Source organism: Shewanella sp. 2_MG-2023, from assembly GCF_030548905.1.
Taxonomy (GTDB): Bacteria; Pseudomonadota; Gammaproteobacteria; order Enterobacterales; family Shewanellaceae; genus Shewanella; species Shewanella electrodiphila.
In genome coordinates, this window is record NZ_JAUOSO010000024.1 from 39,551 (window position 1) to 62,445 (window position 22,895).

A 22,895-nucleotide genomic window follows, 5' to 3' on the forward strand; every position below is an offset into this window, starting at 1 on the left:
TTATTTCTGTGATCGAATTCAAAAAATATCGTGATGTTAGTGACTTACAAAAAATAGTGCGACAAAGTGACTCAATTTTAATATTCAGACAAGGTCATTTTGTCCAACTCTAACTGTATTTTATTTTGCTTTGGGTATGTGCTTATTGCTTAAGATCTCTTATTTAAGGTTTACTGCAAATGTTTATTGCTGCTGTTTAGGGTTATTGATTAGGGCTTGTGTTTAGGGCTGTTGCTTAGTGCTTTTGTTTAGGCTTAGCCAACAAAAAAGCCCCTAATTTTCATTAAGGGCTTTGAGATGCAAACCAATCAGTTTACATGTTTAAATCTTTTTCCATGTCTTCATAAGAAGTATGGCGAACATCCTTACCTTTCACGAAGAAGATAATGTACTCACAGATATTCTTACAGCGGTCACCGACACGTTCAACCGCACGAGCAGCCCAAAGTACGTCTAATACCGCTGGAATAGAGCGAGGATCTTCCATCATGTAAGTCATGAGCTGACGGATAATGCCTTCATATTCTTTGTCTAGCTTAGCATCTTCTTTGTGCAGCTCAAGTGCATTGTCAGCATCCATACGCGCTAGCGCATCAAGTGTTGCATGGAGTGTGCGCGTTGCATGACGCCCCATGTTTTCAATGCTCACAAGTAATGGCTGTTGATTATTTAAACGCTTATCTAAAGCAGCCTTTGCAATACGTACACAAGCATCGCCAATACGTTCTAGATCAGTAATGGTTTTGCCAATCGTAATAATTAAACGTAAATCACTGGCAGCAGGTTGGCGCTTAGCAATAATACGGGTACATTCTTCATCAATAGACACTTCCATGCCATTGACTCTGTGATCGCCGTCAATCACCTTTTGCGCAAGCTCTGCGTCAAGTGATGCAAGTGCATCAAGTGACTCTTCAAGCTGACGCTCAACTAAACCGCCCATAGCTAAAACACGGTTACGGATATCTTCTAATTCAGCATTAAACTGACCAGAAATATGCTTATTTAAACTTTTGTTTTCCATTACTGTATCAACCTTTATTCTTTAAAATATTGACCGAAGTCTCGGCTATTAATGCCTGTACTATTAGCCGTAACGACCCGTAATGTAATCTTCTGTCTTACGTTTTTTGGGCGTCGTAAAGATAGTATTGGTATCAGCGTACTCAATTAACTCGCCCATGTACATAAAGGCAGTTTGATCAGATACACGCGCAGCTTGTTGCATGTTGTGCGTAACGATAACCACTGTGTACTTTGATTTTAGCTCAGTAATTAGCTCTTCAATCGTTAATGTTGAAATTGGATCCAATGCTGATGTTGGTTCATCAAGTAACAAAACTTCTGGTTCAATAGCAATTGCACGGGCAATCACTAGACGTTGTTGCTGACCACCAGATAAACCAAATGCGTTATCATGTAAACGGTCTTTCACTTCATCCCAAATTGCCGCGCCGCGCAGTGAACGTTCCGCTGCTTCGTCAAGTTCACGACGATTACTTACACCTTGTAAACGTAGCCCGTAAACCACATTTTCATAAATTGACTTAGGAAACGGGTTAGGACGCTGGAACACCATACCAACATTACGACGAAGCGCAGCAACGTCGACTTGCTTGTCATAAATATTTTGACCGTGAAGTAAAATCTCACCACTTGTATGACAGGTTTCAACTAAGTCATTCATACGGTTAATACAACGTAATAATGTTGACTTACCACAACCACTTGGGCCAATAAATGCTGTCACTTGGTTTTTCGGGATTTTCATGCTCACATCGAATAGAGCTTGTTTATCACCATAACGTAAATCTAAGTTACGAATTTCTAGCGCAGTATCCTGTGCAGGTAGGTTAGCTAAATCGACAACTTCAGATTTAATAGCGCTTTGATCAATAGAAATCATTTTTCTTTTTTCCTCAGGATATCGCTAATTAATGTTCTAGCGAACGGAATTTTTCACGTAAGTGATTACGTACACTAATAGCTGTTAAGTTAAGTGTCACAATCACAGATACTAATAAGAATGAAGTAGCGTAAACCAGTGGTCTAGCCGCTTCTACGTTAGGACTTTGGAAGCCAACGTCGTAAATATGGAAACCTAAATGCATAAACTTACGTTCTAAATGGATAAACGGGAAGTTCATATCTATCGGTAACGTCGGTGCAAGTTTTACCACACCCACTAACATCAATGGCGCGACTTCACCCGCTGCGCGAGCTACAGCCAAAATAAGGCCTGTCATAATCGCAGGACTTGCCATTGGAATAATAATGCGCCATAAGGTTTCAAACTTTGTCGCACCTAACGCTAAACTGCCTTGACGAACTGCACTTGGGATACGGCTTAAGCCTTCCTCAGTAGATACAATCACAACTGGCAATGTCAAAATAGCTAAGGTCAGTGCAGACCAAATCACACCTGGCGAACCAAATGTCGGTGCAGGTAATGCTTCAGGATAAAATAGCTGATCTAACGAGCCACCAAGCATATAAACAAAGAAGCCTAAACCAAACACACCGTATACGATAGATGGCACACCCGCTAAGTTAATCACCGCAATACGGATCATCTTAGTAATTGGGCCCTTTTTAGCATATTCATGTAAGTAAATCGCGGCAATCACACCAAATGGCGTCACAATCACAGCCATCAGCATCACCATGAACACGGTACCAAAGATAGCTGGGAATACCCCACCTTCAGTATTCGCTTCACGTGGGTCGTGGCTAACAAAGCGACCTATTCCCACAAACCAATGAACCACTTTATCAAAGCTGTTCATTCGGTTGACATAACTCACATCTAAGACTGAATCTAACTTCAAGGTAACTTCTTCACCGCGCATATCACGGATAATGACAGAATCTCTTGCTGCTTCATCACGCAATGCAAACAAGTCTTTTTCCATCACTAAGTAGTCTTGGTTTAACTGCTCAGCTTGTGCGTCTAAATCTGCTTTTAGTTCAGGGGTTAACTTGCCGTCTAACTCTAATCCACGCTCTTTTAAGCGAAGACGCTCTAGCGCATAGTTAACTGAACCAATTTCAGACTTTTGTAGTTTAAGCGCTTGCTCACCGATATCAACAGAACGTTCAATATGTTCTTCTAATGACGTTTCGATTTGCTCGCCATCAAGCGATAAACGTTGGCCATCTTCGATAACAGCAACAGGGTAACCATAAAAATTACCATTTTTAGTTCGCTCAAACATCGCTATATCTTCAGGCTTTTCACGACTAACAATGTCAGTTGCTAAAATCCAGCGGAAATCTAAGCCTACAAACTCACGGTTACCTGTTTTCACAAGGTAGCGAGTGACAAACTCACCCGGATGTTCATTAAACTTGTGACCCGCTGAGATTAAGCGTTCAGTGGGCACTTCTTCACGGTCGTAGATCTCGCCTATTAGCGTTGATTTAACTCCATTGTTATCTTCAAGTTGCCATTGATAAATGTCAGCAGGCCAGAAGTAACTTAAGCCACGCCAAGCAATCAACAACAACAAACCCAGTACTGCAATCAAACTGATACTTACTGCACCACCAGTCATCCATATCCATGGAGATCCTGATTTAACCCACTTACCCATTGCTCGAACCTCTCAAAGCGATTGGCGAAATATTAACTATTGTTTTCATCTTCATTCCTTAAAGTGAGCTGTAACGTTCACGTAGACGTTGACGTACCACTTCTGCAATGGTGTTAAAGACAAAGGTAAATACAAACAAAACGAATGCTGCAAGGAACAATACGCGGTAATGCGAACTACCAATGGCTGATTCAGGCATTTCGACAGCAATGTTCGCGGCTAAGGTACGCATACCCTCAAACACACTCCACTCAAGGATTGCTGTATTACCCGTTGCCATTAATACAATCATGGTTTCACCTACTGCTCGCCCTAACCCCATCATCACTGCAGAGAAAATACCTGGGCTTGCTGTTAATAAAACCACCCGTGTTAATGTCTGCCAGTTCGTTGCACCTAGTGCTAATGAACCATTTGATAGATGACGTGGCACTGAGAAAATCGCATCTTCAGCAATCGAGAAAATCGTTGGAATCACCGCAAAGCCCATGGCAATACCGACAACAAACGCGTTACGTTGGTCGAAAGTAATCCCTAGCTCATTAGTAATAAATTGACGGGTGTTACCATCAAAGAAGGCGATTTCAATCACTGGGCTGATTTCAAATGAGAACCAACCTACAAACAAAATCACTGGGATCAACATGATCTCTTGATATGTTTCAGGTAAACGCTGCTTCCATTTAGCTGGTAACTTGCTCCAAGTAAATGCGCTGAGCAAGATACTGGTTGGCAGTAATGTCAGTAACACTAATATCCCAGGTAAATGGTCTTCGATTAATGGGGCTAACCATAAACCCGCTAAGAAACCTAAAATTACTGTTGGCAATGCTTCCATAATTTCAATGGTAGGCTTAACAACACTACGCACTTTCGGTGCCATAAAGTAAGCCGTGTAAATCGCACCTGCGATAGCAATTGGCACAGCAAATAACATGGCATAAAAAGCCGCTTTCATGGTGCCGAATGCTAAAGGCATTAAGCTTAGTTTTGCTTCAAAATCATCAGAACCAGATGTTGACTGCCAAACGTACTGTGGCTCAGGGTAACCTTCATACCAAACTTTCTGCCACAATGCGCTCCATGACACTTCAGGATGGTCATTGTCGACAGCAAAAATATTCAGGCTGTTATTCGCTTCAACGATTAGTGCATTTGAGCGAGGGCTGAAGGCCATTTCACCGGGTTGTGCAATATTGAATGTTTTAGTAAATAAGTTACGTTTACTGGTGGTATACAGTAGCGATAGTTCGCCCTCTGCACTGACAACAGCAAAACTCTTACGATAAAATTCTGTGGCAATGGTTTGCACAGGCGAGTCAATTTCGAAGTCACGAATTTTCTGGTACAAACGACCGTTGCGGCTACTTACCTGAAAATACTGGCTAATTGTGCCATCTTCATAATTAACTAATACCGAGCTCGCACCCGCTAATAAACTGACGTTAGATACCTTATTGCTGCCATCTTTTACATCAATCACTTGCAGCAAACTTGGCGTATCAGTATCGCGGATGCTGTAGATAAATATTTTACCTGACGTCGGTAAGATCAATTGGCGATGGTCTGGCGTCATTAATGCAGTGAAAGCCTCTTTTGGTGCATCTTCAATCACCGCTAAATCTGAATACCATTCAATTTCTTCGGTCATCATGTTTTCTTCGCCCTCAAGGCGATTCAATTTCCATGCACCGTCATTATCTTGATACGCAAAGCCAATACGACTATCGATATAATCAAACACCAAATTGTTCAATGGTTGACCTTCGTCGACCATTATCGGTGTTTCACCAAGTGGATAACGTAAACGAGGCGTAATTGTGCGGACGTTGTCTGGATAAGTCACACCAAAATCAACACCTACAACCAATGCTTCTCCTGAGCTTAACCCCAGTGCAAAACGTTGTTCATTCGGTTTTGCTTTAGTACTACTTACCACGGTTGCACCCGCTGGTAGAGGAGGATTAAAACTTTGGATTAGTTGTTTACTTGCAACTGAATAAAAATCAACTTGTCCATCAATTGTCACGCGATAAGCGATTTCATTCTGCTCATCACTACCGACCATTAATGTTGCTACATCCGTATTTTGATAGCTAATGGTTGAAACAGGCTCAACATCTGCACCATCAAAAATAGGTTTGATAACATACAATAAGTAAAAGAAAATCAACAACAAAGCGACAAAAACCATGGTGCCACCCACAGTTACTCCGACTTCAGCTGCCTTATCCGTAAATGCTCTTCGATTCGTACGTCTGCTGACAAGCAAACTTTTCGTCTCAGAACCAGGCTGACTTACCTGACTTTCCATTCAGAACCTCTATAATTAATCGTCAGCGAAATTTCGCTATGATTGTTTAATCCGCTGTGTTACTAAATAAATAGCTGTTTTATTTACCTAAACTGACTGTTTTTCATTCCCAAGCGAATCGCTGGTTTAAAAAGTTGCAGTTTAGCGAGCTTATATGACATTTTTTGGATGCCAATTTTAATTGGCTGAATTATATGACGTAAATATGACAGTAGTGTTACAGCAGATTTATTTGTTAATAATTTGGGAGTTTCAATTATGTTGCGTTATCTCGTCACCTTGCAAGCCCCTGATAGAAAAGGACTAGTTGAGCAAATAGCAAATGTTATAAGTCGTCACAATGGTAATTGGCTTGATTCAGAAATGCGTCATATAGATGGTATCTTTGCCGCTATATTACAGTTAGAAGTTTCTGCATTTAAATGGGACGCCTTGCTAGAAGCATTAGAGTGTATTGACGGACTTAATTGCACTTATTGTAAAACAGGCCATATAGCACAGCCAATCAAACGCTTAAGCTTTAATCTGGTTGCTTATGATCGCGAAGGCTTAGTGCTTGAAATATCTAATAAAATAAACGCTCTTGGTATTAACATTGAGCAATTTAGTAGCCAGCAGGAAACAGCAAGCCACAGCGGTATTGCCCTCTTCAGAGCTACTATGGGCCTAGGCTTATCTGATCCTAGCCAAGAAGAACAGTTAACAGAATCACTTTATGAACTGGGTGATGATGTTGTATTAGATAAACTGAGCAAAACTGCATAAAGCTTGCATTATCTGATGCGCAAACACGACTAATATCCTGTTCAGCCATTCATCATCAAGCTATATCACCAGCGTATTGGCCAATGCATTCGCTGGTGTTATAAGCATGATTCCAACCGTTTTACCCTCTACTCACTTCTATACAACCTCGTCTATAGACAAACTTAAAGTTTCATATAAGTGTCATAAACATCAACTGCACTTAACGGCTTATTCAATCTAAAAAACCGTTTAAATATCCCTACAAGCATCTGTTAGACTAAGCTCAAATGATAAAAACAATGAGTAAATGATGTTAGGAACGCTATCAAAAATGCGCACTCAGCTTGATGAACAGAATGAAGTGCAATACAAACTGCCTGTGGGCGATGAAACCATTGACCTTAACCCTTTGATTGGTCAATCACTGACACTAACTCACACAGGCAATATCTTCTGTTGTAGTTGCGGTAAAAAGACCAAAAAAAGTTATTCACAAGGCCATTGCTACGTTTGCATGTCTAAGCTTGCCAGCTGTGATTTATGCATCATGAAGCCTGAAACTTGTCACTTTGATAAGGGGACTTGCCGCGAACCTGAATGGGCGCAAACTCACTGTTTTGTTCCTCATTATGTTTACCTATCAAATACCTCAGGGATCAAGGTTGGCATCACCCGCTACACTCAAATTCCGACGCGTTGGATAGATCAAGGCGCAACCCAGGGCTTACCTATCTTTAAAGTTTCCACTCGCCAACTCTCTGGTTTAGTGGAAGTTGAGTTAGCTAAACTGATCAACGATAAAACGAATTGGCAAGCCATGCTCAAAGGCAATAATGAGGATGTGGATCTCATCGAGATGGCGAATCAATTAATCCCAGTTATTGAAGAGCGCTTATTAGAAATTAAGCAGCAGAACCCAGATTTTGTCATTGAACGTTTGGATAACTCAATTCAAGGAATTAAATTCCCAATCACTGAGTTCCCTAAAAAAGTGAAATCACATAACTTTGATAAAACGCCAGAAGTCACTGGTATTTTGCAAGGAATTAAAGGCCAATACCTGATCTTTGATACTGGTGTCATTAACATTCGCAAGTTTGGTTCTTATGAAGTGAATGTTACTGTCTAGCACAAGTCAGTAGATGCTAAAAAGGCCGTTGATAACAATCAACGGCCTTTTTATTTTGTTGCATGAAACCAGATGATTTACCCGATAACATTACATAATATGATTCGGGATTGAATTAAGCATCATCGAAGTGAGTTTATCAAAACGTTGCTCTCTATCTTCAACCGGTCTATCGGTATCAGTAAAGCCTTGCGCTAGGACCTTCCACACTGGTTGAATACTATTGGGATTGAATAACGCCACCAGCACAGAGCCTTTTTCATAATCGTCATCAACGCCTTTGGTAGATAAGCCTGCCACTAATCCCGCACGTTTCATAATTTCTTTATCACTGATTTCTGACTCTAATGCCATCCCAAAGCCCAATATAAGACTTGGAGACTGATCAGCCGCCACATAATTATAACCCTTAGCATTCATTATTTTAGTAATCGATTGACGCATATGTCTGACTAACTCAGCATCATCTATCTTATTTGCACTATGGACTGTAAACATCGTTGGATGCCAACTAAAGGTTTTAGCATGTTCTGAAATCATGCCTAAATCACCTGAAGTCACCATAGTAATGCGACTTGGGACGGGATCGATTATTGTTTCATTACTTGCACAACCGCTTATTAATACGGCAACTAAGCTTATCCATAAACACCATTGTTTATTTATCATTTATCCGTTAATCCTATAATCAGAAACTGGCAAGTACCGCACAGGCAAGCACAATCGGTATAAAGCGCGAACTCTCGCATCAAAATTAATTTAACATATGAACCCTAACCTAACCTGACTCAAATTTAATAACAACAAATCCGAATATTTAAAGTATATTTTAAACACTTGAGAACAAATATTAAAAACACTTCCAACCACTTCGCCACATTTGTAACTCAGCAAAATCGATATAAATGCACTTTTTGCTTGTTCACTATGGGATAACGGCTAAAATGCAGGCCTGATAAAAAATTTCCGATTAAGAAAAACTCAATTTATGGAACTCGTCATTACCATTGCATTATTTGCCTTTTCTGCAGGTATTACTCCTGGTCCAAACAACATAATGTTGATGACTTCAGGGGTCAATTTTGGTGTAAAAAGCAGTATTCCACACTTATTGGGCATTATTGTTGGTTTCCCGAGTATGGTACTTGCTATAGGACTTGGTCTTAGTGCTGTGTTTCAAGCTTACCCTGTCGCTCACCAAGTCATTAAAGTAGCCGGTATTATCTATTTACTGTATCTGTCTTGGTTAATTGCCAATAGCTCAAGTAATTTAGAAGGCAAGAAAACAGCCAAACCGTTTAACTTTTTTCAAGCTGCCGCGTTTCAATGGGTTAACCCAAAAGGTTGGATAATGGCCGTGGGCGCTATCGCGACATTTACTAACATTCAGCAGCCGTTGGCACCACAAATTATCACCATTGCAGTGGTGTTTTTCTTTGTCGCACTCCCTTGCGCGTCCATTTGGTTAAGTTTTGGGATTGGACTGAAAAAATTACTTAAAAATGCTCGTCAGCAACGCATCTTTAATATCAGCATGGCATTATTATTAGTGCTATCCATCATACCTATGGTGCTACCTAATTAACGCGTCGCCAAATTGTCATCAATATATCAAGAGTAACCAGCAGGAAGTCAGATGTCAGAATTAACCGAATACCACATTGAAACGGCTAACTGGGTCAGTAAAGTGATCATGAAATATAATATTTGCCCGTTTGCCCGCCGCGAAGTCGAGCGCAACAGTATTCGTTATTTTTGCAGTGAGCAGACCAAAGTCAAACAAGTGATGAAAGACTTTCTCAGCGAGTGTCAGTTTTTAGACAACAATCCAGACGTTGAAACCACATTGTTTATCATGCCTCGTGGCTTTGAAGGGTTTTACAGTTATCTTGATATCGTTGACTTAGCTAATGACAAATTATTTGAACATGAATATGAAGGGGTTTATCAACTGGCAAGCTTTCACCCTGACTACTGTTTTGAAGGCGAACCACAAGATAGTGCAGCTAATTACACTAATCGCTCACCTTATCCAACAATTCATATTATTCGCGAAGCCAGTATGGAAGCAGCACTAGCAGAATATGATGAACCCGAAACCATTCCTGAGCGCAATATTGCTTTTGCTGAGCGAAAAGGCAGTGATTTTTTTACTGCCTTATTAAAACAATGTCAGGTCAATAAATAACAGACATAGGTAGCCGACATAGGTAGCCGATATAGGTAGCTGATATAGTTGTAGATATAGATAACAAGGATAAACCTAAAGAGAATGAGTCAGGGTAAGTAATCGGTGCAGTTCAACTTAAGAGTATCAAATTGAAAAATCCACAATCGATACTGGGTCGAACCGGTATGCTATTTTTTCTCGTCATTATTAGCGCATTTCCGCCATTGACTATTGACTTGTATTTACCTGCTTTGCCCACCATGGTTGAGGCGTTAAACACTAATCAATCTATGGTCAACTTAACCCTGAGTAGTTATTTTGTCACCTATGCCACGGGTCTACTTTTTTGGGGACCACTAAGTGAAAAGTTCGGTAGAAAACCCATTTTACTCATCGGTATCTGTGGTTACATTCTTGCGAGTATTGGTTGTGCGCTTTCAGCTAATATTGAACAACTGATTGGTGTTAGAGTCTTACAGGCATTTGCAGCCAGTGCTGTCACTGTGGTTGCCACTGCCATTGTAAAAGACAGTTTTACTGGTCGTGAGCGCGAGAAAATCATGGCCACCATCATGTCTTTAGTGATCATCGCCCCCATGGTTGCGCCAGTGATTGGCGCTTTTTTGCTTCAAATAGCCTCATGGCGGATGATGTTCGTAGTGCTCGCCATATATGGCACATTTGCAGCAATATTAGCCCTGTGTTACCAGGAAACCTTAGAGAAAAAATATGTTGGCTCAGTGCTTCGCTCTTGGGGAAGACTGGCTGTGATAATTAAAAACCCGAGATTTGCCATTTTATTAGTGGTCTTTTCGATGACATCAATGGCATTGATGGGGTTTCTAGCAGCGGGTTCTTACATCTATATAAATGACTTTGGCCTCACTGAGCAGCAATTTAGCTATGCATTTGCCTTTAACGCTATGTGCGCCGCATTCGGGCCAATGATTTATATGCACTTGTCACGCTATATCACTGTAAAAAGAATCATTACCCTGTGCTTTATTTTACTTACTATCGCTGGTGTATTAACTCTCAGTATCGGTCATATGTCAGCATTAACTTTTGCGGTTATTGCGGCCCCTGCAACAGTGGCCATTATTACCATGAGAGTACCAGGTACTAACTTAATGCTAGAGCAACAAACTCAGGACACTGGCTCTGCAGTCGCCCTGATCCAATTCAGTAGCATGATGAGTGGTGCCTTGGGGATGGTTTTAGTCTCATTAAGCCAAGCATCTTTAATTAGCAACTTAGGCATAATCCAACTCAGTGTCGGTTTACTCGGTGCTACTTTATGGATAGTTATCAAGAACAAACCCTTCGTTACTGATAACTTAATAAATAAACATTAAACAAGTTTAGCCGATTTAGTGCTGATCACTTCATCGGTTAAATTCATCGATTAATTCTTGAGTTAACTCAAGAATTAGCTCAACGTTTATATCAAGATTTATATCAAAGTTTCATTGCTAATTGTTTGGCTTAAGGATTTGATGACAAATTTTCAGCCATTTTTGCAGCTATATTTTCGAACAACGCAAGCTCCTCTTCTGTAATTCCATTTGTCATTTGCTCATGTATTTTTTTATCTATTAGAGCAATATCCTCCATTATCAACTGGCTTTTTTCAGTTAAGCGTAAACATTGGCTGCGTTTATCTTCTGGATTAGGTTCTTTGACAATTAATTCTTGCGCTATTAATCCATTCAACAGTCGAGTGACTTGAGCTTTGTCACGATTTAAAAACTGCGCAATGTCTATTGCAGTACAGGGGATTTTTTTATTAATCACCTTAAGTACCCGCACATTCATCGGCGCCATATCTAGATTAAGTTTCTCAATATTATTATGTAATTGACGCTTTAAGCCATGTACCAATTGAAACAAGCTTTCTAAGGATTTTCGATCTTGCATAAATTAGCTCCGAATAAATTAGTTGACTTTATCAACTAAATCTTTATAGTTGACATTATCAACCATAATGATAATTTTTTCAAGGTAGGAGTTACACAATGAACAATCAAACATCCATAACGTCGACCCTCGTCGCTGAAACTAAAACCCCGGTCTCTGTAAAAGTTCTGACAGTGTTAGGCATGATGACACTAATGGGTGGCACAATAACGGGGGTCATGACCTATATTAATCTCGGATATAGCAGCAGTTTTTTCAATCAGTGGTTAAGTGCTTTTTTACTCGCGACGGTAACTGTCATGCCTGCTGGTTTTATATTGATGACAGCATTGACAAAATTTTCTGAAAAGTTTCTACCTAAATTGGATAAGAAGTTTCAAAACATACTGATAGGTATCGCCATGGCGCTGATAATGGAATCAGGTTTAGCGCTATCGACGACCATCAATAACATCGGGATGACTGACCTTAATCAATTATTTTCAACTTGGTTTAATACAGTCACTGCCGCCCTACCATTTGCAGTAGCAATGATGCTGCTCGTGTCACTCACCATAAAACCTAAGGTCGAAGCTTTATTGAAAAGCTAAACAACCGTTACTTCATTGTCATATCAACATAAGGAATTCCCCATGAGTTCAATTATCCGCAAAAATCATCAATACCGTATTACCATTGAAGAAATCAACCTACCAGCACAACAAACTGGTCAGCAATTGGATTTTGAATTACAAGATAGAGAAGACTTGTTTAATGTCGTTAAAAACTTGCAAAAAGGAAGCGGCCTCGAAACATCGCTGGCGACCAAAGTTGCTGTTTCACTGCGTTTACTCGGACCTATAATGATGGAAAATAGAAAGCATCCATTATTTGTCGATTTTATGCCGCATTTTAAAGCTTTTATGCATAACCTTAAAAGCACAGTAAAAAGCGCCATCAAATAATCAAGCCAGACGTTACCGAAACACTCAACTTATATCTTTAGGAGCCAATCTATGAACATCGCTATTACTGCAGCAAGCGGACAATTAGGCAGCGCAATTGTTAACGCACTTTTAGATATCAATCCTAAAGAAAACATCATTGCTTTAGCGCGAACTCCTGAGAATGCTAAAGCCTTAGGTGTTGAAGTGCGTTCTGGAGATTACAATAACTCGGCGCAATTAGCCCAATCACTACAAACTGTAGACGTATTACTATTGGTATCAGGGATGGATGCACCAGATAAGCGAATACAGCAGCACCGTAATGTCATTCATGCTGCAAAAACAGCAGGCGTAAAAAAGATTGTGTACACCAGTGTTCAAGGTGCTGAAGAAAATACTGCTTTCTCACCTGTGATACAAAGTAACCGTCAGACAGAGCAAGACATTCGTGAAAGCGGTGTAGACTGGGTCATTGGCCGCAATGGGATCTATATTGAACCCGATATTGAATATATAGACAGCTACAAAAAATCAGGTGTGATTGCCAATTGCGCTAATAACGGAAAATGCGGTTACACCACTCGCAGCGAACTTGCCTACGCCTATGCCCGAATGCTTACCGAGAGTAAACACAATGGGCAAACATATAATCTCCATGGTGAATCAATGACTCAATACCAACTGGCTGATTATATGAATCTAGCCTTTGGCACCTCATTGATTTACACCCCAATGACGGTTGAAGAATATCAGCAAGATAGAGTGGCAGAGTTGGGTGACTTTATTGGGACTGTTATTGCGGGGATTTATCAAGGTATTCTTGAAGGTAAAGCAGATAATCCAAGTCATTTTAATCTAGCTGCAGGCAGAGCGCACATCAGCTGGGATAAATACTTTACCGACTTGAAGCAAAGTTTGGCTTAATTCAGCGTGCTATACAGAGTACTGATTGAACCAATAAAAACGCCCTGCAATTGCAGGGCGTTATAATCAATGGAAGTTTTTTATTTACGAATGTTGAATAATTTCATAAAGCTTACTTCTTTCTTGCTTCTTGCTCACCCACTAAAGAAGCATTGCTAGCCCCTTGTGAGCCAATAACGAGTTTATCTTGCTGTACTAACCAAAAACCTAAGCCAACAAATACACCGCCACCGACAATATTGCCCAAAGTAACAGGAATGAGATTATTAAATACAAAGTTTACCAAGGTTAAATCGGCATACTGCTGTGGGTTAATATTTAACCCAAGATAAAAGCTCTCAGGTGCAAAAGCGTGAATCGCGACACCTAAGGGAACCATAAACATATTAGCAATACTATGCTCAAAACCACTACTGACAAACATAGCTACCGGTAGAATCATCAAAAAAGATTTAGTTAACAGATCTTTAGTGGCAAATGTCATCCACACAGCTAAACACACGAGCATGTTGCATAAAATCCCCAAAGTGAATGCTTGTAGCCAAGTATGATGAATTTTATGTTGGGCAATATTCAAAGCGTTTACCCCCCATTGTCCACCATTGAGCTCAAACATCCGCGACATCATAATCAACAACACCATAATCAATGCGCCAACTAAGTTCCCCGCGTATACACGTGCCCAGCACTGCAACTGCGTCGACGTTTTAATTTGTTTTTGTGCCCAAGGTATAGAGGTTAATACCGTACTGGTAAATAGCTCCGCACCGCATACCACAACAAGAATAAGACCTAAACTAAACGCAATACCGCCGATGAAACGCGTCATACCCCAACCACCGGTACTGCCCGTGGTCACAGTGACATAAAATACAAATGCAATTGCAATAAAGGCACCGGCAAATATCGACAAAATAAACGACTGCCAAGGACTTTTAGCCACCTTTGCTAAACCAAACTTTTCAGCTTGTTCATAAGTTGTTGGCGCTGGCGACTTATTTGTTAACTCGGTCGTTGAATTCGCCGAACTCTGGCGCTCTTCACCGGTTAATTTCTGCATATAAACCTCAAAACTTTTAACACTAAAATAGGATTAACAAAGTAAATCGCTTGTGCTATTTACCTAAACAAACTTGCGCTACAGACTTGAACTGAATCACTGCTTTATAACGTCATTTATAAATCATACAAATAAATTGGTAATACCAAGGTTTTTCATACGAACTTGGCTAAACACTTTCATATATTTGCTAAGTTTTCGCTAATAAATGATCAGCTCATCTAAAAGATGCTATAAAACAGTATAGCAAAGCTATATAGCGATAAGAAGGCAACACAAAGCTAGCTAACAATAAGCTGCAAGAGTAGTGACTAATGAGTGATTAAAAAACTTTTTGCGCAAAAAGTGTTAGCCAGATAACATTTTTGACCATATCTTATTCGATTTTGATTTAATTAAGTGAAGTTGCATAAAACCTATGCTAATATTCTTTAGGTAAATTGGTCTTACCAATTTACATTTGATGAATTATTCGCTTCTACAGTAACGATTTTATTGTAAAAGCTAACAGATTAGATGCCCTATCAATTATCCATTTATAGGGGTCTCAATTTTTTGATATGCCAATTGGTTGTAACAGTTATCCACTACCATCATATGGCACATCAGCAGTCAATTAACGAGAAGGTAAATTACCATGACCGATAAAACAGAATTATTTGCAAACGCTTGGCAAGGTTTTGAAGCTGGCGATTGGAAAACTGAAGTTAATGTTCGTGACTTTATTCAGAAAAACTACACACCTTATGAAGGTGATGAGTCTTTCCTAGCAGGTGCTACTCAAGCTACTGAAACACTTTGGGAAAAAGTGATGGTCGGTATCAAGCAAGAGAACAGCACTCACGCTCCTGTTGATTTCGACACTAAAATGGTTTCAACCATTACTTCTCATGATGCTGGTTACATCAACAAAGATTTAGAGACTATCGTTGGTTTACAAACTGACGCGCCGCTTAAGCGTGCAATGCTACCTAATGGTGGTATTCGTATGGTTGAAGGGTCTTGTAAAGCATACGACCGCGTATTAGACGAAGATGTTAAGTACACTTACTCTGAATTACGTAAAACCCATAACCAAGGTGTATTCGATGTTTATACCCCTGAAATTATGGCATGTCGTAAATCAGGTATCTTAACGGGTTTACCTGATGCATACGGCCGTGGTCGTATCATTGGTGATTACCGTCGTATCGCGCTTTACGGTATCGATTACCTAATGCAAGATAAATTCGCTCAGTTCTCTTCTCTGCAAGCAGGTTTTGAAGCTGGCGAAGATTTATCAAGCACTATGCAACTACGTGAAGAAATTGCTGAGCAACATCGTTCATTAGGTCAAATGAAGAAAATGGCAGCAAAATATGGCTGTGATATTTCTTTACCGGCAACGAATGCTAAAGAAGCAATTCAGTGGACTTACTTCGGTTACCTTGCTGCAGTTAAAAGCCAAAATGGCGCGGCAATGTCATTAGGCCGTACTTCATCATTCCTTGATATCTTCATCGAACGTGACATCGCTAACGGCGTTATTACGGAAGAACAAGCGCAAGAAATGGTTGACCATTTCGTGATGAAATTACGTATGGTTCGTTTCCTACGTACTCCTGAATACGATGAGTTATTCTCTGGCGACCCAATCTGGGCAACTGAATCAGTTGCAGGTATGGGTTTAGATGGCCGAACTTTAGTGACTAAGAACAGCTTCCGTTTCTTACACACTTTATACAACATGGGCCCAAGCCCTGAGCCAAACATTACTGTTTTATGGTCGAATGCTTTACCACAGGGCTTTAAAAATTTCTGTGCCAAAGTGTCTATCGATACAAGCTCAATCCAGTACGAAAACGATGACTTAATGCGTCCAGATTTCGAATCAGACGATTACGCAATCGCTTGTTGTGTCAGCCCTATGATTGTAGGTAAACACATGCAGTTCTTCGGTGCTCGCGCTAACTTAGCGAAAACCATGCTTTACGCTATCAATGGTGGCGTAGATGAAAAAATGAAGACGCAAATTGCACCCGTTGCTGACAAAATCACTTCAGAAGTATTGGAGTTTGATGATGTGATGGGTCGTTTAGACGGCTTAATGGATTGGTTAGCGACACAATATGTGACAGCACTTAATTCTATCCATTACATGCATGACAAGTATTCTTATGAAGCAGCGTTAATGGCACTTCATGATCGTGATGTTCGTCGTACTATGGCATGTGGTATCGCTGGTCTGTCAATTGCTGCCGATTCATTATCTGCAATCAAATACGGTACGGTTAAGCCAATCCGTGATGAAGACGGTATTGCAATCGACTTTGATATTTCAGGTGACTACCCGAAATTTGGTAACAATGACCCACGCGTAGATGACATTGCTTGTGACTTAGTTGAGCGTTTCATGGCTAAGATCCGTAACAAGAAAATGTACCGCAATGCGATTCCAACACAGTCAATCTTAACCATCACTTCTAACGTTGTTTATGGTAAGAAAACAGGTACAACACCTGATGGTCGTCCAGCTGGTGCACCATTTGCTCCAGGTGCAAACCCAATGCATGGCCGTGACGAAAACGGTGCTATCGCTTCACTGACTTCAGTAGCGAAACTACCATTTGCTCACGCTCAAGATGGTATTTCATACACTTTCTCTATTGTGCCAAATGCGTTAGGTAAAGATGAGACTGGACGTCGTTCTAACCTTGCATCACTAATGGATGGTTACTTCATGAGTAACGCTAACAGCGAAGGTGGTCAGCACTTGAACGTTAACGTTATGAACCGTGAAATGCTTGAAGATGCGATTGTGAACCCTGAAAAGTACCCACAATTAACCATTCGAGTCTCAGGTTACGCTGTACGTTTCAACGCACTAACACCTGAACAGCAACAAGATGTAATTACTCGTACTTTCACTAAAGGCTTGTAATACTTCTTAAAATTGGTTGTACTAATATACCGTTATGTTCATCCATAACATTTAGTACAACCATTTTTTTTTTGCTTGTTTGGAGACATCATGACCACAGGTCGTATCCACTCTATTGAATCTTTTGGCACCGTTGATGGTCCTGGTATCCGCTATGTCGCGTTTATGCAGGGATGTTTAATGAAATGCCAATACTGCCATAATCGCGACACTTGGGATTTAGACGGCGGTAAGGAAGTCACTGTTGATGAGCTCATGGGGCAAATCATCAGTTACAAACCTTTTCTACAATCTGGTGGCGTCACAGCAACAGGTGGAGAAGCCATTCTCCAAGCTGAATTTGTGACAGAACTTTTCAAAGCCTGCAAAGAAAATGATCTCCATACTTGCCTTGATACTAATGGTTTTGTACGTAAATACACTCCGGTGATTGACGAGTTACTCGATAATACCGATTTAGTGTTACTGGACATTAAACAAATGGATGATGCCAAGCACATCGATTTAACCAAGGTCAGTAATCAGCGCACGTTGCAATTCGCAGAATATTTAGCCAAACGTAACCAAAAGACCTGGGTAAGATATGTCGTTGTAGATGGCTTTACTGAAGATCTCGTTTCTGCGAAAGCATTGGCCGACTTTATTGAACCAATGAAGAATGTTGAAAAGGTAGAGTTACTGCCATACCACCAACTCGGCACCCACAAATGGGAAGCATTTGGTGAGACTTACTCATTAACTGATACCAAACCACCTAGTAAAGAAACCATGGAAGCCATAAAGGCTGTATTCACTGAGCGCGGTATAAAAGCTGACTATTGATAAATTAACCGAAACAGCGATTAAAGCTGTTCCCAGTAACTTTTATCTAAACGTTCAAACGCCGTTTTTAAAATAAGCGCCATATCTAAATAACACGCTTTAGCCCCTAAAGGTTGGCAAGTTATGCCCATGGAACTCATTTTGGTGGTTAATTGGTTGGTCCAATCAAACAGTGTTATTGGTAATGGGTGTTTAGCTCGTAAACCTAACCATAACAAGCCTTGAATAGGCAAACTGATAAAGAATAACAGTATCGCAATCGCCTGAGGCAGAAACGCCCAGCCATTGACATACACTTGGCTAATTGCAGCCAAGATAGCGAAAAATGGCATCAACATAATGCCAAGATGGGTTGCCCTAACAACGCGGTATTCAGGGAAATAAAACCCAAGTTGTCGAACCATAGGCCAAGCTTTCATATAACGACGGCCGTCACCTATGATTTTGAACACTTTTACGCTCAACGTTACGCCCTATAAGATTTGAAATATATATGCACCATAGCACACAGCGATAATTAGCCCCAAATTTACGGTAAATTTATCGGTTGTTTAGTCATTAATTAACTATGATTGATAGTTGAAATAACACATTTCACGTCAATTTAAATTTTGCACGACTCAGACGAAAAGGTCTCAACATGTCACAAAAACTCGTACTAGTACTCAACTGCGGTAGCTCATCTTTAAAATTCGCTGTAATTGATGCTGTTTCAGGTGATGATCACATATCAGGACTTGCTGAATGCTTCGGTTTAGAAGATTCACGCATCAAATGGAAAGTTAACGGCGCAAAAAATGAAGCCAAACTTGGCGCATTTACCGCTCACCGTGAAGCTGTTGAATACATAGTTAACAATATTCTTGCTGACCAGCCAGAATTAGCGGCTCAAATTGAAGCAATCGGTCACCGTATCGTTCACGGTGGCGAGAAGTACTCTCGTTCTGTGATCATTAACGAAGATGTCATTACTGGTATTGAAGATTGTGCTTCATTAGCACCGCTTCATAACCCTGCGCATTTAATCGGTATTCGTGCTGCAATGGCTTCGTTCCCGGCTCTGCCGCAGGTCGCCGTGTTTGATACTGCATTCCACCAAACCATGCCTGAACATGCATACATTTATGCATTGCCATATAAGTTATACCGTGAACATGGTATTCGTCGCTACGGTATGCACGGTACAAGCCATTTATTTGTTAGCCGTGAAGCGGCTAAAGTACTTAACCAAGACACAGCTGATACTAATGTAATTGTTGCCCATTTAGGTAATGGCGCTTCTGTTACTGCAGTTAAAGGCGGTAAGAGTGTTGATACTTCTATGGGATTAACCCCACTAGAAGGTTTGGTTATGGGCACACGTTGTGGTGACATGGACCCTTCAATTATCTATCACTTAGTTAACCAACTCGGTTACACCATTGATGAAGTGAACAACCTATTAAACAAACAAAGTGGTTTGTTAGGTATATCTGAACTGACTAATGATTGTCGCGGCATTGAAGACGGCTATAAGGATGGTCATAAAGGCGCAACCTTAGCATTAGAAATCTTCTGCTACCGTTTAGCGAAATACATTGCTTCTTACACTGTGCCTTTAGGACGTTTAGATGCAGTGGTATTTACTGGTGGTATCGGTGAAAACTCTGACATTATTCGTGCAAAAGTATTAGAAATGCTAGCTATCTTTAACTTCAACGTGAACGAAGAGAAAAACCTAGCAGCACGTTTCGGTAAAGACGGCATTATTACAGAAGAAGGCAGCACAGTCGCGATGGTTATCCCAACTAATGAAGAGTGGGTTATCGCGGAAGATGCAATTAAGTTAATCAAAGCTTAATCACCATTGCCCAAACGTAAAGCCTGCAAAGCGGGCTTTACTTACGCTATTTATAGAGGTCTCTATGTCTCGTAATATTATGTTAATCCCAATTGGTACTGGTGTAGGTTTAACCTCACTAAGTCTTGGGATGGTGCGCGCGCTTGAACGCAAAGGCGTTAAAGTTCAGTTCTTCAAACCAATTGCACAAATTCGCAATGGTGATAACGGCCCAGAACGTTCAACGACTATTTTAAGCCATTCGCCGACTGTTAACCCGCTTGAGCCATTTTCAATGGAACATGCTGAGAACTTAATTCGTTCTGAGCAAATCGACGTATTAATGGAGCAAATTATTGCTCGTGCAAGCGAATGTGCAGCGAATACTGAAACGATTGTGATTGAAGGTTTAGTACCTACTCGCACTCACCCTTTCTCTGACGATATCAATTTTGAAATAGCTAAAGCACTTGATGCCGATGTGATTTTCATTGCCACACCAGGTAACGACTCTCCTAACGGGCTAATGAACCGATTAGAAATCGCTTACAATTCATGGGGTGGTCACAAAAACAAACGTCTTATTGGTTCAATTATCAATAAGATTGGTGCACCAGTCGATGATGAAGGTCGTGCTCGCCCAGATCTATCAGAAGTATTTGATCATGCTGAAGCATCAACTAACGATACGTCTGCAATGTTCCAGCTTCCAGGTAAAAGCCCACTGCGTATTCTAGGCAGTGTGCCATATAACCTCGATTTAGTGTCACCTCGCGCATCTGATTTAGCCAAACATTTAAATGCTAAAATCATTAACGCTGGTGAAATGAATACTCGTCGTCTGCGTAAAGTGACCTTCTGTGCTCGTAGTATTCCAAACATGGTCACGCACATTCGAACAAACTCTTTACTGGTTACCTCTGGTGATCGTTCTGATGTTATTGTGTCAGCTTGTCTTGCTGCAATGAATGGCGTGAAAATTGGCGCACTTTTATTAACCGGTGGTTACGAGCCTGAGCCTGAAATCATGGCCTTATGTGAACGCGCTTTTGAAACAGGTTTACCTGTATTCTTAATCGACAGTAACACTTGGCAAACCTCGCTTAATATTCAACGTTTTGATCATGAAGTACCTGTTGATGATGCTGTTCGCATTGATAGCGTTCAAGAATATGTCGCAAGTCATATTGACCAAAGCTGGATTGAAAGCGTGACTCAAAACTCACCACGCGAGCACCGTTTATCACCACCAGCATTTAGATATAAGTTAACTGAGCTTGCTCGCGCAGCAAAGAAAACCATTGTATTGCCTGAAGGTGAAGAACCTAGAACCATTAAAGCTGCATCTATTTGTGCTGAACGTGGCATTGCCCGTTGTGTACTGTTAGGTAACGTTGAAGAAATTTTACGTATCGCTTCATCTCAAGATGTCGTGTTAGGTGAAGGCGTACAAATTATCGATCCTCTAGAGGCTCGAGGTCGTTACGTTGAAGGTATGTTGGAGTTACGTCGCCACAAAGGGCTAACTGAAGTTGTTGCTAAAGAGCAATTAGAAGACAACATGGTACTAGGTACTATGATGCTTGCTCAAGACGAAGTTGATGGCATTGTCTCTGGCGCGGTAAACACCACTGCCAACACGATTCGTCCACCACTACAACTGATTAAAACCGCACCTGGTTCAAGCTTAGTATCATCAATTTTCTTCATGCTAATGCCTGATCAAGTTTTGGTTTACGGCGACTGTGCAATTAACCCAGATCCAAACCCAGAGCAACTAGCCGATATTGCGATTCAATCAGCAGAATCTGCAGCGGCATTTGGTATTGAACCACGTGTTGCTATGATCAGTTACTCAACGGGTACTTCTGGTACGGGTTCTGATGTTGATAAAGTACGTGAAGCCACTCGAATCGCGAAAGAGAAGCGCCCTGACTTAATCATCGACGGCCCTTTGCAATACGATGCAGCTGTAATGGAGAATGTCGCTCGCTCTAAAGCACCAGACAGTCCTGTAGCAGGTAAAGCCACAGTATTTGTATTCCCAGACTTAAACACGGGTAACACAACTTACAAAGCGGTTCAGCGTAGTGCAGATCTCATCAGTATTGGCCCAATGCTGCAAGGTATGCGCAAGCCAGTAAACGATTTATCACGTGGCGCTTTAGTCGATGATATCGTTTATACGATTGCATTGACGGCTATTCAAGCCGCTCAAAATGAGCAATAAAAGCTAGTTAACTACCCAGCGCCATAAAATGGAAGCCTGGGAAGACAAAAAAGCACTCTCGTTAACACGTGAGTGCTTTTTTATTGTCTTTGATTCAAGCTGATTATAAAGAAGCTAAACCTAACAAGTTAAAGGCCAAAAACGAGAGTTAACAACTAGAGACTAGAGATTAGAGATTAGAGATTAGAGATTAGAGATTAGAGATTAGAGATTAGAGATTAGAGAATAGAGAATAGAGAATAGAGAATAGAGAATAGAGAATAGAGAATAGAGAATAGAGAATAGAGAATAGAGAATAGAGAATAGAGAATAGAGAATAGAGAA

The 22,895-nt window shown here is 40.7% G+C and carries 20 protein-coding genes; 12 read left to right on the forward strand and 8 right to left on the reverse strand.

What is annotated here, in order from left to right; translation table 11 throughout:
• Positions 1 to 313: 313 nt before the first annotated feature.
• The 4 genes from phoU to Q4600_RS19315 all read right to left on the reverse strand — a co-directional run bounded on the left by phoU (position 314) and on the right by Q4600_RS19315 (position 5,907).
• On the reverse strand, positions 314 to 1,024 hold the full coding sequence (phoU, locus tag Q4600_RS19300; protein ID WP_102527083.1) for a phosphate signaling complex protein PhoU: 711 nt from the start codon (positions 1,022 to 1,024) through the stop codon (positions 314 to 316).
• A gap of 63 nt (positions 1,025 to 1,087) precedes the next feature.
• Entirely contained in the window at positions 1,088 to 1,906 is an 819-nt protein-coding gene (pstB, locus tag Q4600_RS19305) for a phosphate ABC transporter ATP-binding protein PstB (RefSeq protein ID WP_102527084.1), read from the reverse strand.
• 28 nt (positions 1,907 to 1,934) lie between these two features.
• Positions 1,935 to 3,593: a phosphate ABC transporter permease PstA gene (gene pstA, locus Q4600_RS19310; RefSeq protein WP_102527085.1), complete on the reverse strand. Its 1,659-nt coding sequence runs from the start codon at positions 3,591 to 3,593 to the stop codon at positions 1,935 to 1,937.
• Between the two features lie 58 nt (positions 3,594 to 3,651).
• Positions 3,652 to 5,907, reverse strand: a complete 2,256-nt coding sequence (locus Q4600_RS19315) for an ABC transporter permease subunit (RefSeq protein ID WP_303517854.1) — start codon at positions 5,905 to 5,907, stop codon at positions 3,652 to 3,654.
• A gap of 258 nt (positions 5,908 to 6,165) precedes the next feature.
• On the opposite strand from Q4600_RS19315, the gene Q4600_RS19320 reads away from it, so the two are divergent.
• Complete coding sequence (locus Q4600_RS19320; protein ID WP_303517855.1) at positions 6,166 to 6,672, forward strand: glycine cleavage system protein R; 507 nt, start codon at positions 6,166 to 6,168, stop codon at positions 6,670 to 6,672.
• Positions 6,673 to 6,964: 292 nt separating this feature from the next.
• A complete protein-coding gene (locus Q4600_RS19325) occupies positions 6,965 to 7,783 on the forward strand; it encodes a DUF2797 domain-containing protein (RefSeq protein ID WP_303517857.1) in 819 nt (272 codons plus the stop codon).
• A 90-nt stretch (positions 7,784 to 7,873) separates the two neighbouring features.
• Here Q4600_RS19325 and Q4600_RS19330 read toward each other — a convergent pair whose 3' ends face one another.
• Positions 7,874 to 8,452: a DUF4136 domain-containing protein gene (locus Q4600_RS19330; protein ID WP_303517859.1), complete on the reverse strand. Its 579-nt coding sequence runs from the start codon at positions 8,450 to 8,452 to the stop codon at positions 7,874 to 7,876.
• A gap of 319 nt (positions 8,453 to 8,771) precedes the next feature.
• Between Q4600_RS19330 and Q4600_RS19335 the strand changes: the two genes are divergently transcribed.
• The 3 genes from Q4600_RS19335 to Q4600_RS19345 all read left to right on the forward strand — a co-directional run bounded on the left by Q4600_RS19335 (position 8,772) and on the right by Q4600_RS19345 (position 11,308).
• A complete protein-coding gene (locus tag Q4600_RS19335) occupies positions 8,772 to 9,368 on the forward strand; it encodes a LysE family translocator (protein ID WP_102527090.1) in 597 nt (198 codons plus the stop codon).
• A 51-nt stretch (positions 9,369 to 9,419) separates the two neighbouring features.
• Positions 9,420 to 9,971: a DUF1415 domain-containing protein gene (locus tag Q4600_RS19340; RefSeq protein WP_102527091.1), complete on the forward strand. Its 552-nt coding sequence runs from the start codon at positions 9,420 to 9,422 to the stop codon at positions 9,969 to 9,971.
• Positions 9,972 to 10,102: 131 nt separating this feature from the next.
• The gene (locus Q4600_RS19345; RefSeq protein ID WP_229369956.1) at positions 10,103 to 11,308 is read left to right on the forward strand and encodes a multidrug effflux MFS transporter; all 1,206 of its coding nucleotides are present in this window, start codon (positions 10,103 to 10,105) and stop codon (positions 11,306 to 11,308) included.
• Between the two features lie 130 nt (positions 11,309 to 11,438).
• Here Q4600_RS19345 and Q4600_RS19350 read toward each other — a convergent pair whose 3' ends face one another.
• Positions 11,439 to 11,870: a MarR family winged helix-turn-helix transcriptional regulator gene (locus Q4600_RS19350; RefSeq protein WP_102527092.1), complete on the reverse strand. Its 432-nt coding sequence runs from the start codon at positions 11,868 to 11,870 to the stop codon at positions 11,439 to 11,441.
• Positions 11,871 to 11,968: 98 nt separating this feature from the next.
• Between Q4600_RS19350 and Q4600_RS19355 the strand changes: the two genes are divergently transcribed.
• Genes Q4600_RS19355 through Q4600_RS19365 form a run of 3 tightly spaced genes read left to right on the forward strand, consistent with a single transcriptional unit; the run spans position 11,969 to position 13,720 of the window.
• Positions 11,969 to 12,460 carry a DUF2798 domain-containing protein gene (locus Q4600_RS19355; RefSeq protein WP_303517863.1) on the forward strand — a complete coding sequence of 164 codons (492 nt, stop codon included), beginning with the start codon at positions 11,969 to 11,971 and terminating at the stop codon, positions 12,458 to 12,460.
• 42 nt (positions 12,461 to 12,502) lie between these two features.
• Positions 12,503 to 12,814, forward strand: a complete 312-nt coding sequence (locus Q4600_RS19360; protein ID WP_102527094.1) for a DUF3861 domain-containing protein — start codon at positions 12,503 to 12,505, stop codon at positions 12,812 to 12,814.
• A 51-nt stretch (positions 12,815 to 12,865) separates the two neighbouring features.
• Entirely contained in the window at positions 12,866 to 13,720 is an 855-nt protein-coding gene (locus tag Q4600_RS19365; protein ID WP_303517865.1) for an SDR family oxidoreductase, read from the forward strand.
• Between the two features lie 112 nt (positions 13,721 to 13,832).
• Here the strand turns inward: Q4600_RS19365 and focA are convergent, their stop codons facing one another.
• Complete coding sequence (focA, locus tag Q4600_RS19370) at positions 13,833 to 14,780, reverse strand: formate transporter FocA (protein WP_102527096.1); 948 nt, start codon at positions 14,778 to 14,780, stop codon at positions 13,833 to 13,835.
• Between the two features lie 637 nt (positions 14,781 to 15,417).
• Here focA and pflB point away from each other — a divergent pair.
• Together pflB and pflA are read left to right on the forward strand one after the other, a co-directional pair.
• On the forward strand, positions 15,418 to 17,700 hold the full coding sequence (gene pflB / locus Q4600_RS19375; protein ID WP_102527097.1) for a formate C-acetyltransferase: 2,283 nt from the start codon (positions 15,418 to 15,420) through the stop codon (positions 17,698 to 17,700).
• Between the two features lie 87 nt (positions 17,701 to 17,787).
• The gene (pflA, locus tag Q4600_RS19380; RefSeq protein WP_303517881.1) at positions 17,788 to 18,522 is read left to right on the forward strand and encodes a pyruvate formate lyase 1-activating protein; all 735 of its coding nucleotides are present in this window, start codon (positions 17,788 to 17,790) and stop codon (positions 18,520 to 18,522) included.
• A 20-nt stretch (positions 18,523 to 18,542) separates the two neighbouring features.
• Here pflA and yfbV read toward each other — a convergent pair whose 3' ends face one another.
• Positions 18,543 to 18,986: a terminus macrodomain insulation protein YfbV gene (gene yfbV / locus Q4600_RS19385; protein WP_102527098.1), complete on the reverse strand. Its 444-nt coding sequence runs from the start codon at positions 18,984 to 18,986 to the stop codon at positions 18,543 to 18,545.
• A 176-nt stretch (positions 18,987 to 19,162) separates the two neighbouring features.
• Here yfbV and ackA point away from each other — a divergent pair, with 176 nt between their 5' ends.
• Entirely contained in the window at positions 19,163 to 20,362 is a 1,200-nt protein-coding gene (gene ackA, locus Q4600_RS19390) for an acetate kinase (protein ID WP_229369965.1), read from the forward strand.
• A gap of 64 nt (positions 20,363 to 20,426) precedes the next feature.
• Positions 20,427 to 22,571, forward strand: a complete 2,145-nt coding sequence (pta, locus tag Q4600_RS19395; protein WP_303517872.1) for a phosphate acetyltransferase — start codon at positions 20,427 to 20,429, stop codon at positions 22,569 to 22,571.
• Positions 22,572 to 22,895: the final 324 nt, after the last annotated feature.